The organism is Sphingobium cupriresistens (assembly GCF_004152865.1).
Lineage (GTDB): Bacteria > Pseudomonadota > Alphaproteobacteria > Sphingomonadales > Sphingomonadaceae > Sphingobium > Sphingobium cupriresistens.
Window position 1 is genome coordinate 47,989 of the sequence record NZ_SEOO01000015.1, and the last position, 13,383, is coordinate 61,371.

11 protein-coding genes are annotated in these 13,383 nt (G+C 62.9%); 1 reads left to right on the top strand and 10 read right to left on the bottom strand.

The genetic code is table 11. The features are described 5' to 3' along the window. Positions 1 to 1,203, top strand: a complete 1,203-nt coding sequence (locus EWH12_RS10725) for an acetyl-CoA C-acyltransferase (RefSeq protein ID WP_129926553.1) — start codon at positions 1 to 3, stop codon at positions 1,201 to 1,203. A 304-nt stretch (positions 1,204 to 1,507) separates the two neighbouring features. On the opposite strand, the gene EWH12_RS10730 is transcribed toward EWH12_RS10725, so the two are convergent. From EWH12_RS10730 to EWH12_RS10775, 10 genes are all read right to left on the bottom strand, one after another. Further along, positions 1,508 to 2,602 (bottom strand): alcohol dehydrogenase catalytic domain-containing protein, encoded by a 1,095-nt coding sequence (locus tag EWH12_RS10730; RefSeq protein WP_066601353.1) that lies wholly within the window; start codon positions 2,600 to 2,602, stop codon positions 1,508 to 1,510. Between the two features lie 33 nt (positions 2,603 to 2,635). Then, entirely contained in the window at positions 2,636 to 4,051 is a 1,416-nt protein-coding gene (locus EWH12_RS10735; RefSeq protein ID WP_129926554.1) for an MmgE/PrpD family protein, read from the bottom strand. Beyond that, on the bottom strand, positions 4,048 to 4,554 hold the full coding sequence (locus tag EWH12_RS10740) for a hypothetical protein (protein WP_066601350.1): 507 nt from the start codon (positions 4,552 to 4,554) through the stop codon (positions 4,048 to 4,050). The genes EWH12_RS10735 and EWH12_RS10740 overlap by 4 nt, the downstream gene beginning before the upstream one ends. Positions 4,555 to 4,557: 3 nt before the next feature. Next, positions 4,558 to 5,730 (bottom strand): phosphotransferase family protein, encoded by a 1,173-nt coding sequence (locus EWH12_RS10745; protein ID WP_066605142.1) that lies wholly within the window; start codon positions 5,728 to 5,730, stop codon positions 4,558 to 4,560. Between the two features lie 14 nt (positions 5,731 to 5,744). Continuing rightward, complete coding sequence (locus tag EWH12_RS10750) at positions 5,745 to 6,674, bottom strand: DUF7064 domain-containing protein (protein ID WP_066601349.1); 930 nt, start codon at positions 6,672 to 6,674, stop codon at positions 5,745 to 5,747. Positions 6,675 to 6,715: 41 nt separating this feature from the next. Continuing rightward, the gene (locus EWH12_RS10755; protein WP_066601348.1) at positions 6,716 to 7,228 is read right to left on the bottom strand and encodes a hypothetical protein; all 513 of its coding nucleotides are present in this window, start codon (positions 7,226 to 7,228) and stop codon (positions 6,716 to 6,718) included. A gap of 3 nt (positions 7,229 to 7,231) precedes the next feature. Then, positions 7,232 to 8,413 (bottom strand): phosphotransferase family protein, encoded by a 1,182-nt coding sequence (locus EWH12_RS10760; protein WP_242496015.1) that lies wholly within the window; start codon positions 8,411 to 8,413, stop codon positions 7,232 to 7,234. Between the two features lies 1 nt (position 8,414). Beyond that, on the bottom strand, positions 8,415 to 9,338 hold the full coding sequence (locus EWH12_RS10765; RefSeq protein ID WP_129926555.1) for a DUF7064 domain-containing protein: 924 nt from the start codon (positions 9,336 to 9,338) through the stop codon (positions 8,415 to 8,417). A gap of 63 nt (positions 9,339 to 9,401) precedes the next feature. Then, on the bottom strand, positions 9,402 to 11,786 hold the full coding sequence (locus EWH12_RS10770; protein WP_129926556.1) for a TonB-dependent receptor: 2,385 nt from the start codon (positions 11,784 to 11,786) through the stop codon (positions 9,402 to 9,404). Positions 11,787 to 11,848: 62 nt separating this feature from the next. After that, positions 11,849 to 13,282, bottom strand: coding sequence for an aldehyde dehydrogenase family protein (locus EWH12_RS10775; protein ID WP_066605139.1), 1,434 nt, complete (start codon positions 13,280 to 13,282; stop codon positions 11,849 to 11,851). Between the last annotated feature and the right edge of the window lie 101 nt (positions 13,283 to 13,383).

The window sequence follows — 13,383 nt, forward strand, 5'->3', positions numbered from 1 at the left end:
ATGCGCGAAGCTGCCATCGTCTCCACCGCCCGCACGCCCATCGCCAAGGCGGCGCGCGGCGCTTTCAACGATACCGACGCCCCGGCGCTGGCCGGTCATGCGGTCAACGCCGCCATCGCCCGCGCGGGCATCGACCCCGCCCGGATCGACGACGTCATCTTCGGCGCGGGCTCGCAATGGGGCGATCAGGGCTTCAACATCGGCCGCACCACCGTGTTCGCCGCCGGCCTGCCGGATTCGATCCCCGGCGCGTCGGTCGATCGCAAATGCGCCGGCGGCCTCACCGCGCTCGCCTTCGCCGCACGCGGCATCATCGCGGGCGACATGGATGTCGCGGTCGCTGGCGGCGTCGAATCGATCACCCACACGCGCGACTATGCGCCCACCCATCGCGCCCGCCCGGCGGCCGTGCTGGACCACAAGCCGCACGCCTATATGGCGATGATCGAAACGGCGGAGATCGTCGCCGAACGCTACGGCATCAGCCGCCAGGCGCAGGACGAGATCGCCGCCATCAGCCATCAGCGCGCCGCCGCCGCCGTTGCGGCCGGGCGCTTCACGGAAGAGATCGCGCCGATCACCGTCACCAAGAATATCGTCGAGAAAGACGGCAGCATGTCGGGCACCGAAACGCTGACGCTGTCGGTGGACGAAGGCATCCGCGCCGACACCACGGCGGAAGGGCTGGCCCGGCTGAAGCCGGTCTGGCGCGACGGCCAGATCGTGAAGGAAGGCAGGTTCGTGACCGCGGGCAACGCCAGCCAGCTGTCCGACGGCGCCTCCGCCCAGATCGTGATGGACCATGCGACGGCCAAGGCGGAGGGACGCGAGATTCTCGGCCTCTATCGCGGCTTCCAGTCGGCCGGTTGCCCCCCGGAGGAGATGGGCATCGGCCCGATCTTCGCCATACCCAAGTTGCTGGATCGCGCCTGCCTCAAGGTCGAGGATATCGGCCTGTGGGAAATCAACGAGGCTTTCGCCAGCCAATATCTCTATTGCCGCGATTTCCTGGGCATCGATCCAGAAAAGATCAACGTCAATGGCGGCGGCATCGCGCTCGGCCATCCCTTCGGCATGACCGGCAGCCGCATCGCGGGCCATGCCCTGATCGAGGCGCGGCGGCGCGGCGTGCGTTGGGCGATCGTGTCCATGTGCGTGGCCGGCGGCATGGGGTCCGCCGGCCTGTTCGAAATTCCGGGCTGAGGCGGCCCATGAACGAGCAGCGCTGCGATGCGAATGTCGTCAACGCCATCGTCCCTCTTGAGCGGGATCGAATCGGATCAAATTCCCGCTGTCCTACAGCCTCTCCCTTATGCAATGAAGCCAACGCGGCTTCTTTGACATCGTCAGCCTCGACACTGCGCCTCGCGTCAGGACGATTCCCAACGTCCTTCTCGTAACGCCAAAGGCTGCGGCGGCTGTCAAAGGCGACATAAGGTGACATAGTCCGGTGCCATTTGCGGCGACTTTGTCACTTTACGCGCTTTGCCTCGCCAACATGCAGGCTTTAGAAGGATGTGATGACGCTGCGCGCGATCGCGCCGCCCTTCAATTCCTTATAGGCGTCGTTGATGTCGGCCAGGTTAATCTCGCGCGAAATCAGGTCGTCCAGATTGAGCTTACCCTCCAGATATAGTTGGGCATACATCGGTATGTCATGCTTGATGTTGGACGACCCCATATAGACGCCGCGCAGGTCGACCTGATTGGTCAGCAGGTCGATCGTGACATTGACGTCGATCGTATTGGCAGGCGAATGCACCCCGATCAGATAGGCGCCGCCGCCCTTGCGGACCATCTTGATCGCCTGTTCCGACGTCGCCTTGATGCCCACCACCTCGAATGCGTGGTCGACGCCGCCCTCGATCAACGCTTGCACCGCGGCCACGCTGTCGCCTGCGGATGCATCGATGAAGTCGGTCGCGCCGAACTTGCGCGCCAGCTCTTCCTTCTTCGGCTGCATGTCGATCGCGACGATCCGCGCCGCGCCCGCCAGTTGCGCGCCGGAAATCACGTTCAGCCCGACCCCGCCGATGCCGATCACCGCGACCGTATCGCCCGGCCGGACCGACGCCGTATTGATCGCCGCGCCGGCGCCGGTGATCGTCCCGCAACCCAGCAGCGATGCCTGGGCGAAGGGCAGTTCCTTGGGCACCTTGGCAAGCTGGTTTTCATGCACCAGCGCGCGTTCCGCAAAGGCGCCCGTGCCGAACACCTGCGCGACCCCCTCGCCATTGCGGGTCAGGCGATGCGCATGGTCGGGATCGTCGCGCAGCGTCTCTTCCGGATGGGTGCATTGATAGGTCCGCCCACCGATGCAGGCGCGGCAATGACCACAAAACTGGATCAGCGATCCCACCACATGATCGCCGACCACGAACTCGCGCACTTCCGGGCCGATCGCCAGGACGACGCCCGCCAGCTCATGTCCCAGAACAGCCGGCAAGGGTACGCCGAAGTCCTGCTCGGCGAAATGCAGGTCGGAATGGCACAGCCCCGACGCCTTCACCTCCACCAGCACCTCGCGGCCGCGCGGCGCATCGATGTCGATCTCCTCGATCTGGAATGAGCCGTCGAGGCTATTGAGAATGGCGGCCTTCATGATGTTCTCCAATGTTGCGAAAAGGTCGGAATGTCAGGCGGTCATCAAGGTCAGGACGTCGCGCATATCCTCCACCTCTTCCATGGCGCGGCAAAGCGCGACCAGCCGGTCGAGCTTCGCCTGCGGCAGCGCGACGGCGGCGAAGGGCGCGCACCGACCCAGCTTGTCGGCCAAATCGTCCCAGTCCATGGGATTGCGGCTATGGCCCTTCACATAGGGGGTGACATGGGTGAAACGGCGGCCGTCCGTCAGCACGATCGTGACGGAAAAGCCCTCAAACTGATCGACATGGGCGGGGTCGGCGATGATGTGGACGCGCTGCATCAATGCGCGCCGCTCCTCGTCCATGATCCGGTCGACATGCAGATCCTGCAGGAAAAAGCCGCCGGTGATCGCCGCCGTCGCGATCGTATAGGGCGCGCTGAACATCGCTTCGGGAACGCTGCGCGGGTTCCATTTCGCCGCCGCTGGCTCGAATGTCATGCGCGCGCTGTTGCTGCCGACGCAGTCGATCCGCTCGATGTCGCGCCAGTCCAGCCCCTCGCCCTGCATGATGGCGACCGTGCTGGCGATGAAGCTGTGGGTGAATTTGCACGCGGAATAGGGCTTCATCGACAGCCCTTCGGCCAGCTGCCAGCGGGTGCCCAGACCGTCGGTCAGCAATTCGGGCCGCACGTCGTCCCAGGCGACATGCCGCAATATGCCGCTCGGCACGCCCTGAAATATGCCGCGCGGCGCCGTCACGCCACGCCGCGTCAACAGCGCGGCCTTGACCGCCGTATCGCCGGCGAAGCTGTGCTGGACGCGAGCCATCTGCGTGCCTTCGGAATATTTATTATATTCCGACATGCCATGAACGGTATAGGCCATGCCCATCGCGTTCCATGTCTCGTCGGCGTTCAGACCCAGGATGCGCGCGACCGATGCGGCGGCGCATAGCGGCCCGTTCCATTCGCCCGGCATACCCCAGGTCGTATGATAGCGGACAAGGTTCAGCGCCGCGCTGGCGCGCACGCCCACTTCCGCGCCGGTGATATAAGCGGTCAGAAAATCCCGGCCGCTGACCGGCCCGTCCGCGATCCCCAGCACGGACAGCATGGCCGGCACATTCCATTCGGTGACATGACCGCCCGTCTCATGCACGTCGCCCATGTCGATGGCGCGGGCCATCACCCCGTTGGCGAACGCCGCCATCGGTGCTGGCGCCCTATGCCCATGGACCAGCACGGTCGCCTGCGGCGCCCCGCCCCATTCCGCCACCTGATCGGCGATGGCGGGGCTGACCTCCCAGCCCGAACCCGCGATCGTCACCGCCAGCGTGTCCAGGATTGCCCGCTTGGCGAGATCGATCACGCCAGCCGGCAAGTCGGCGTAGCGCGTATCCGCGACCATCTGCGCCAGCGCGCCGGCGGGATCATGCTCTGGCAGGACGGGGTTTTCGTGCTTCATCCCGCCATCATCCCCGCGATGCTCGGCAATTCCTGCCGGTCGGGGTCCAGGCCGGTGGCGGCGAACCATGTGCGTTCGCGCAACGCCTGTTTTTCGCCATAGTCCAGCACGGCTTCCCAGACGGCGGGGGCCAGCGCCACCTTGCCATCTTCGCCCAGGATGATGCGGTCGATCAGGCCGCCCAGCGCAACGATGGCATGTTCGACCTCTGCCAGATCTCGCCCTTCCACCGCCTTGGCCGATGCGATCGCCTGCGCCAGTTCCTCGGCATAGCCGGGATCGACCACAGGCTGCATCTCCTCCGCCAGCGCGATCATGGCTTGAAAGGAACCGGCTTCGAATGCTGCCGCCCATCGCCATTGCTGCGCGATCATCCGCAAATGACCGATGCACAGATTGACCTGGTCCCTGGCGAGTCGCTCGCGCCCGGTCAGCGCCGGGAGGACCACCTGTTCCAGCGCCTTGATGATGTTCGAGATGCGCAAATCGATACTCGGCAGCATGGGTCAGCCCTTCCGAATGAGTTGGACGATATGGCTTAGGAAAACGGCGCCAGCGGAGCCAAGCCAAGTCAGCACGACTTCCTGGTGATTGTTGCTGGCGATCGAGGCGCGCATGGCCTGCCCCAGATCCATCACCGCGCATTTATAGGCGTTGAGCACTTCATAATAATGCAACCTGACCGGGTCGATCCGATTGCCGGAAGCAGCCTCATATTGCGTGACGAAATCGTCACGGGGCAGAAGGCCGCTGACCAGAAAGACGCCGTCGTCGCCCCAGGCGCCGAACAGTTTCTGCATGGTCCAGGCGATATCCTCATGAAAATCGCCGATGTGGGCGAGTTCCCAGTCGAGGACGGCGGTGAATTTGCCGCTCGGTTCCTCAAACATGAAATTGCCCATGCGCAGGTCGCCATGCACCAGCATCGGCCGATCGCACACCGGGGCATTTTCGCGCAGCCACCGCTCGGCGAGCGCGACGACCGGCACGGGTTCCACCAGACAATCCCACCAGACCTGCGACCACCAGTTGACCTGCCAGATCGCCGCCTGATTGCCACCACCGCGCGGCGCGTCGAAGAAGCGCAGCCGCGCCCGCGACCAGTCGAAACGATGGGTGGTGGCGAGCGCGTCGATATATTGCGGCGCCAACCTGTCGATCAGGCTGCCCAGCCGCCCCCCCATGCCGGACACACCGCCGCTTCCGCCCTCGCTGGGTTGCGTCACACCGCGCACAAAGCCCAGAATGACGGCCGGCTGCCCCAACAGATCGCCATCTGCATCGAACCACCGAACCGGCGCGACCGGCATGTGGTTGCCCATGATCGCCTGGATTTCCCCTTCCCGGCCGCGACAGGTCTGGGCGATCGCCTCAAGCGGGTCCATCCGCAGCACCAGCCGCTCGCCTTGCGGGTCTTCGCGATGGTTCAGCGTGAAGGCGAACTGCTCCTTCGATGCGCCGCCCGACATGCGTTCGACGTCGCTGATCGCAATTTCCTCCAGCCCCTTGGCCGCGAAGAATCCGGTGAGCATCGCCATCACTTCGGCGTCGGACTTGGGTCGATAGGGACCGGTATCGCGCAAGCGAACCGTTCGTTCCAATATATGGCGGATGCGCGGTTCCATCTCGGACCTGTCCCAGACGTCCACGTCCTCGCGGCTGGCAAGCGTCATCGGCATGGCGATATCCTCCTTCACCAGGCGAAGCGCCGAACATAGGGCCTGGCGAATGTGAGATAGTCGCGGTTCCAGCAGAATTCGCACCAGCCGGTGCCCTGTTCTCCGTCGACCGTGGCCGTAACCACGGCTTCGTTCAACAGTACGGCCGGGTCCAGGTCGAGCTGATATTTCGCGAAAGCCCGGCAATCGACGAAGACCGACCGCCCGTCGCTGTCAGTGACGGTGACGCGGAAGCGCTCCTGCATCATGTCGTCGTCATAATCGATGTCATAGTCGATGTTCTGGACATGCTGCATGACGCCGTCCTTGAACAGATATCCGCGCGTTTCGACCTTGCCGAACGACATCATCTCGAAGAAATGCACCGACACGCTCGGCGTGGTGGCGTGAAACCATTTATAATGCTGGTTGAGGCCCCAGACGCGCGGCCCCCAGCTATGATCGCGGATCATGAAATCGTTGAGCGCGAAATCCTTTCCGTCGATACGCAGATTGCCCTTGATCCTGCCATGCTGCTCGGTGCGATCATCACCATAATAGGGCGGGTTGCCTTTGGGATGCATACTGAAGGCATAGGGCGGATGAATCGCGCTCCATTGCCCTTCGAACTGGATGCGATCGCCCACCCAGCCCAGATCGATCGTTTTGAACGGCTCGCGCACAGCCATCAGCAAGGGACCAAAGCGCCAATCGTCAAAGTCCATGTCGTCCGACACCATCTGCTCGACTTCCTCCTCGATCGGCGCGCTTAGGCCGGGACCGAACAGGTGAAGGCGTCCCTTGGCATGGCCGTTGGCGCGCACCGTGGGATAATAGAAGCCGGCAATGCCATATTGCGGCAAGACGAACTGGTGGGTAGCGGATTCCCGGCCATCGTCCGCCATTTTATGGCGATAAGCGTTTTTGACGGGATAGTCGGCGAACGGCTCTGTGGTTTCAGGCATCTTCGGCTTCTCCTTGTATTTTCTGTTCTTCGGCTGCGCCTTCAGTCAGCGTCAGCCAGCATCGTCTCCAGGTCAGGCAGGTCGTTCTGGTCGGGGTCGAGCCGGTTAGCCTTGAACCAGCTTCGCTCCCGCCGGGCATGGCGCAGCGCATAGTCGAGCAGCGCGTCGATCGAGGCGGGCGGCAGCGGCGCATGATCCGTTCCGCCCAGAATGACCGCATCGACGGCGTGGCCAAGGTCGATATTGGCCCGTTCGATCGCGGTCACGCTGGCGCGATCGCACGCCTGCGCCATGGCCAGCGCGGCTTTCAGATCGTCCGCCAGCAAGGCCGACGCAGCGGGCAGCAATTGCCGGGCGAGTCCCTGCAAATCGTCAAGCGCCACCTGCTCGTAACGGAGCGCGGACTTCCATTGTTCGCCCATCATGCGCAAGTGACCGGCCACCAGCATGGCCTGATCGCGGGCCAGGCGCTGGTCGCGCGGCAGCGCGGGCAGGACTACCTGCTCCAGCGCCTTGATCATGTTCGCGATGCGCAGGTCGATATTGGGCAGCATGGATCAGGCCTCCCGAATGAGCATGACGAGTTGTTCCAGGAACACGGCGCCGGCGGAGCCGAGCCAGGTGAGGATGATATCCTGGTGATTATTGCTCTGCGTCGCGGCGCGCATCGCCTGGCCCAGGTCGATCACCGCGCATTTATAGGCGTTGAGCACCTCATAATAGCGCAGCTTCACCGGATCGATGCGATTGCCGGACGCTGCTTCATAGGCGCGCAGGAACTCGTCCCGCGCGATCAGCCCGCACACCAGGAAGGTGCCATCGTCCGTCCAAGTGCCAAAAAGGCGCTGGATGGCCCAGGCGATATCCTCGTGGAAATCCCCGATATGCGCCAGTTCCCAGTCCAGTACGGCGGTGAACTTGCCGCTTGGCTCCTCGAACATGAAATTGCCCAGCCGCAGATCGCTGTGGCACATGACGGGCGCGTCGCAGATCGGCGCATGTTCGCGCAGCCAGCGTTCGGCATAGGTCACCATCGCGACCGGCTGGACGACGCCGTCCCACCAGACCTGCGACCACCAGTTGACCTGCCAGATCGCCGCCTGTCGCGTCCCCGCTTCGGGCGCCGCATAATAGGACAGGTCGGCGGAGCGCCAGTCGAACCGATGCACCTGCGCCAGCGCGTCGATAAATTGCGGCGCCAGCTTGGCGGCCCAATCGTCATAGCGCGTGCCGATGCCCGACACGCCATGCCCCGTGCCTTCGCTCGGTTCGGTCACGCCATTGACGAAGCCCAGTATGATCGCCGGCTGGCCCATTATCTCGCCGTCCGCATCGACGCTGCGGACCGATGCGACCGGCAATATGCCCGCAAACGCCACATGCACCTGCGCCTCGCGACCGCGACAGGTTTGCGAAATCGCCTCCAGCGGGTCCATGCGCAGCACCAGCCGCTCCCCCACCCCGTCGCCCTTATGCCGCAAGGTGAAGGCGAACTGCTCCTTCGAAGCGCCGCCCGCCATGCGCGCCACGTCGGAAATGCCGATCGCTTCCAGCCCTTCGGTCCTGGCGAAATAGCGCTCCAGCATGGCGATGACCTCGCTATCGGTCTTCGCCGCATAGGGGCCTTTCACCCGGTCCCGCACGGTCCGGTCGAGTATCTCCCGGATGCGCGGCTCCATGTCGTCGCGGTTCCAGATATCGATCCTGTCGATCGGCGGCGCGTCGATGATCTCGCTCATGTCAATTGCCATTGCCTTCCCAGGGAAAGCGGAAGCCGCCTTCGCCCATGCCGTAGCCAACCGTCCCGTCGCTCAGCCGATATTCCATCATTTGTTCGACCATCACGAAACTGTCGAAGGGAAACTGCCAGCGGAACAACGGCTTGGCGGTAAACTCCCACAAGCGGTCATCCTCGTCCCACACCTTCCAGTGGACATGTTTGAAGCCCATCTCGTCGGGCTCGTATTCGATCAGCTCCTCGACACGACCGATATGATGCCAGCGCTGCCCGTCGTGCAGGATCTTCTGATAGCCCTCACCCTGCTCGGTGATGGCGTGGACCGCGACGCAGGACATGCCATTGTCGAAGATCGGCCATGCCAGCCGGTAATGCTGCACCCCGGCCCAGTTGCGCGGGCCGCAGCTGACGTCGCGAAAGCCCGCATCCTTGATCGTGATGGTCTGTCCAGTGCGCAGGCGCACCGTGCCGGTGACGTCGCAGGCCCCTTCCAGATGGATATAGGCCAGTTCCCGCGCGATCGCGTCGTCCTCATTGCCCGGCACGATGCTGTCGCCCATCGGAAAGCGTTGATCCCAGCAGAGGTCGACGCCGAAATCCTCGGTATCGATGGTAATCCGGCAGGTCTGCGACGGCCGCACCGCCTCGACGCGCACACCCGCAACGGTCACCCCGCCTACCGGACGATCCTGGGTGTAAGGCAGATTCATGTTGACGCGGGTGAAGAGCGGCTTTCCGTCCATGAAAAAAATCGCGAAGCCGTTGGTTTCGCCCATATTCTCCATGAAGCCGAAGCGAATGAACCCGCCCAATTTCGCCTGCCGGTCATAAAAGTTGAAATAGTAGCTCTGGCTCCATTTCGGGATAGCGGGATTGGAAATGTGGCGCTCACAATTTTCGGTCATATAGGCGGTGGTGAGTTCCATAATCTTTCCTCAATGCACGGACGCGAGAAGGACGCGGCCGCCGGTCAGCGGCCGCGTCGGCTGTTATCTGAAGTTGAAACCGACCGTCACACCATAGGTCGCAGGCCGGCCGGCGAACCGGGCGGAATTGTCATTGGCGGGAATGACGTTGGTCCAATAATAGCGGTTAAAGATATTCTTGGCCCACAGGCTGACTCGCCAGCGTTCGTCGCGCGCGACATAGCCGACGCGACCATCGACCGTCGTATAGCCGTCAATCTTGTAGATATAGTCGACACCGGGCTTGAGGATCGTCGCGGGCGATGCCGGGAAGGTGATCCGGCGACCGCCCAGCGTCGCATCCGACGCGCTGCGACCGGCGATGGTGAAGCCGACGAAGGGGGCGCCGCCATCGGGCATTTCGACCTTGTAATCGACGTTCAGCGAACCCGACCATTTAGGCGTGAACGGCAACGGATCGCCGCTGAAATCATTGTTCACGCCAATCACGTTCACGCCGGTATAGCGCTTCACCTTGGAGTCCAGATAGGTGCCCGCCGCAGCGATCGTCAGCCCTTCGACCGGACGGAAGGTGACATCGGCCTCCGCGCCCTGAATGCGCGATTTGGGCACGTTGACCAGCACGTCGAGAATACCGAAGATCGGGTCGGGCGTCTTGCCGCGGATCTGCTTGTCGCGATAATCATAATAGAAGGCCGCGAAGTTGAGCGAGACCATGCGATCGAACAATTGCGTCTTTACCCCCGCCTCATAGGCCGTGACCGATTCCTGCGTCACGGGCGAAAGCGCGGTGTAGGTCGCGGCGGCCAGGCTGGGATAGGAGCCGGCCTTGTACCCGCGCGAAGCGTTGGCATAGACCAGCGTCTGCGGCGTCACCTGATAATCCAGGCCGACACGCCATGAGACATTATCCTCCTTGAGCGTGCGGATATAGGGCTCGCCGGGGACGTTATTCTCGTTCAGCGAATAACAGTCGGTGTTGCCGATCGGGGTGAACGGCACGCTGCCCAGCAGCGTTCCGAGCAGGTTGAACAGATCGGCGACATTGCCGTCACCGGCCGCATAGCCGCAGATATTGGCGTTGTTGCGGCTCTTGGTGTAGCGCGCCGCGCCCTTGAGCGTCAGTTCTTCGGTCAGCTTATATTCCGCATTACCGAAGAAGGCGTAATTCTCGATCTTCTGCTTGTTGGTTACGCCACTGGCGTTGATGAACAGGTTGTTGGGATTATAGTTGGTGCTGTCGATATAGCGCAGAACCTGATTTTCGAAGGTTGTGCTCTTTTCGTAATTCGCGCCCAATATCCAGCGGAAGGTCCCGGACTGATCGTTGGCCAGACGCAGTTCCTGATTGAAGGAATGAATATAGCCGTCATTGCGTTCCAGATCGAACACGATGAGGTTCATGCCGTCGCCGTCGGTGACCTGATCCTGCTTGTAATCATCATAGGATGTCAGTGACGTCAGCGTCAGATCGTCGCTCAGGTCGATGTCGCTGCGCAGCGCCGCCTGGAAGAATTTGCGATCCGCACGCGGACGAAGCGCGCCGGTCGACCAGTCGGCTGCGCGCGCATTGTCCGGCGCGAAGGGATAGTCCAGCAACTCAGGCTTGGCGAAGGCGGGAATCTGGCCGAATTTGAGCACCAGTTGCTGCGCCTGCGGATCGGACTTGTCGCGCCAGCCATTGATGTTCAGCGCAAAACGCACCGTATCGGCTGGCGTCCAGTCCAGCAGGAAGCGTCCGGCATAATATTCCTGCTCGCCCAGCTTGTCGTTGCGGGTGTAGCTTTTCTGCCAGTCGTCGGCGTGCAACGCCGTCCCCGCGAGACGAAAGCGCAGATTTTGCGTGATCGGTCCGCTTATGAAGGCATTGCCGTCCACCTGGTTGAAACGGCCATAGCTGATGTCGCCGCCCGCTTCGAACGCGGATGTCGGCTTGGCGGCGATATAATTGATCGCGCCGCCCGTCGAATTCTGGCCAAACAGCGTGCCCTGCGGTCCCTTGAGCACTTCCACCCGTTCCAGGTCGAATGCGGTATGGCTGGCCATCACCGGGAAAGGCAGCGGGGTCTGGTCGAGATAGACGCTGACCGCCGGATAGACGCCCAGCGAACTTTCGTTGAAACCCACGCCACGCAGGGTGAAGATGGGTGTGTTGGCGGTGCTCGATGCAAAGGCAAGACCCGGCACGACGCTGGCGATATCCTCCAGCGAGGTGACCTTGCGGCTTTCGAGCGCTTCGCCCGATACGGCCGTGATCGACAGGCCGACCTTGTTGATATTTTCCGACCGCTTGTTGGCGGTCACGATGATTTCACCGTCGGGCGATGGTTGCGATGTCGATGCGGCGGCCGATTGCGGCGCCGCCTGATCCTGCGCGAAGGCAGGGCTGGCCGCCACCAGCCCGACCACGCCCGCCGAACGCATCAATCGTGAAAAATTGCGTTTCATTTCTTCCCCTCCAATTGTGATTTTCGTTGATAATTTTTGCGTATTTTCAGGTAAATATCGGTTCAGTCGTCCAGCAGCGCCGTGACCGTCTTGGTTTCGGTATAATGCAGCACGCCTTCCTCGCCGACTTCGCGGCCCCAGCCCGATTCCTTCACGCCGCCAAAGGGCGCCGACGGATCGTTCATGCCGTGGGTGTTGATCCACACCGTACCGGCCTGCAATTTGCGCGCTGTCAGATGCGCGCGCGACAGGTCGCGGGTCCAGATATTCGCGGCCAGGCCATAACGGGTGTCGTTGGCTTGGCGGACCACTTCCTCGACATCGTCGAATGGCGTGGCGACCAGCACCGGGCCGAAAATTTCCTCCCGCACGATGCTGGCGTCGACGTCGGGATTGGCGAAGATGGTCGGCTCCACGAAATAGCCTTCGCGATCGCCGGTGCCGCCGCCGGTGACCAGGTCCGCACCGCTCGCCTTGCCCTGTTCGATATAATCGAGCACCCGGCCCTGCTGCACTTTGGACACCAGCGGTCCCAGCATCGTGTCGGGGTCGCGCCCATGGCCCAGCTTGAACGTCTTGGCGACCTGGGCCACGCCGTCGACCACCTTGTCGAACACCGACCGTTCGACATAGAGGCGCGATGCGGCAAGGCAGACCTGCCCGCTGTTGAAGAAGATGGCCAGCGCCGCGCCGATCGCCGCCTTGTCGAGGTCCGCGTCGGCGAAGATCAGCGAAGGCGACTTGCCGCCCAGTTCCAGCGTGACGCGCTTGAGATCCTTGGCGCAGGTCTGGACGATCTGCTTGCCTACGCGGGTCGACCCGGTGAAGGCGATCTTGTCGATGCCGGGATGCTCGACCAGCGCCTGCCCCGCTTCATGGCCATAGCCGGTGACGATGTTCAGCACGCCTTCGGGCAGCCCCGCCTCCAGCGCCAGTTCGGCCAGACGCAGCGCAGTCAGCGGCGTGACCTCCGACGGCTTGAGCACGATGGTGCACCCTGCGGCCAGGGCCGACGCGATCTTCCACGCGGCCATGGCGAGCGGATAGTTCCAAGGCACGATCTGTCCCACGACGCCGATCGGTTCACGCACGGAATAGCTGTGATATTGACGGCCATCCCCCGAAATCGGGTTTACCTGCCCATAGATTTTGGACGCCCAGCCCGCCATGTAGCGAAAAATGTCGACGGCGGCCGGCACATCCACGGCCAGCGCATGATGCACCGCCTTGCCATTGTCATAGCTTTCGAGCAGCGCCAGTTCCTGCGCATTATCCTCGATCTTGCGGGCGATCGCCTCGATGATCTTGCCACGATCGAGCGGGCGCATCCGGCTCCATGCGGCGGATTCGAACGCAGCCCGCGCCTTCGTCACCGCCCGGTCCACATCGGCCGCCGTGCCCGCGGGAACGGTCGCGAAAGCCTGGCCCGTGGCGGGATCCTCCACCGCGATGGTGCGGCCGTCCCCGGCATCTTCCCACGCACCGCCGATCAGCATCTTTTGCGATGGCAGACGAACTTCAAATCCCGGTTCGCCATGCAGTCCGGCGGCGATGGTCGTTGGTGCGTTCATGGAAACAGTCTCCGGGCGTGAAAAAG

Bases quoted from the DNA above. Each gene is read 5' to 3' on its own strand.
- EWH12_RS10755 (WP_066601348.1), bottom strand. From the start codon at position 7,228: ATGCTGCCCAATATCGACCTGCGCATCGCGAACATGATCAAGGCGCTG.
- EWH12_RS10760 (WP_242496015.1), bottom strand. From the start codon at position 8,413: ATGAGCGAGATCATCGACGCGCCGCCGATCGACAGGATCGATATCTGG.
- EWH12_RS10735 (WP_129926554.1), bottom strand. From the start codon at position 4,051: ATGAAGCACGAAAACCCCGTCCTGCCAGAGCATGATCCCGCCGGCGCG.
- EWH12_RS10770 (WP_129926556.1), bottom strand. From the start codon at position 11,786: ATGAAACGCAATTTTTCACGATTGATGCGTTCGGCGGGCGTGGTCGGG.
- EWH12_RS10725 (WP_129926553.1), top strand. From the start codon at position 1: ATGCGCGAAGCTGCCATCGTCTCCACCGCCCGCACGCCCATCGCCAAG.
- EWH12_RS10765 (WP_129926555.1), bottom strand. From the start codon at position 9,338: ATGGAACTCACCACCGCCTATATGACCGAAAATTGTGAGCGCCACATT.
- EWH12_RS10745 (WP_066605142.1), bottom strand. From the start codon at position 5,730: ATGCCGATGACGCTTGCCAGCCGCGAGGACGTGGACGTCTGGGACAGG.
- EWH12_RS10775 (WP_066605139.1), bottom strand. From the start codon at position 13,282: ATGCTGATCGGCGGTGCGTGGGAAGATGCCGGGGACGGCCGCACCATC.
- EWH12_RS10740 (WP_066601350.1), bottom strand. From the start codon at position 4,554: ATGCTGCCGAGTATCGATTTGCGCATCTCGAACATCATCAAGGCGCTG.
- EWH12_RS10750 (WP_066601349.1), bottom strand. From the start codon at position 6,674: ATGCCTGAAACCACAGAGCCGTTCGCCGACTATCCCGTCAAAAACGCT.
- EWH12_RS10730 (WP_066601353.1), bottom strand. From the start codon at position 2,602: ATGAAGGCCGCCATTCTCAATAGCCTCGACGGCTCATTCCAGATCGAG.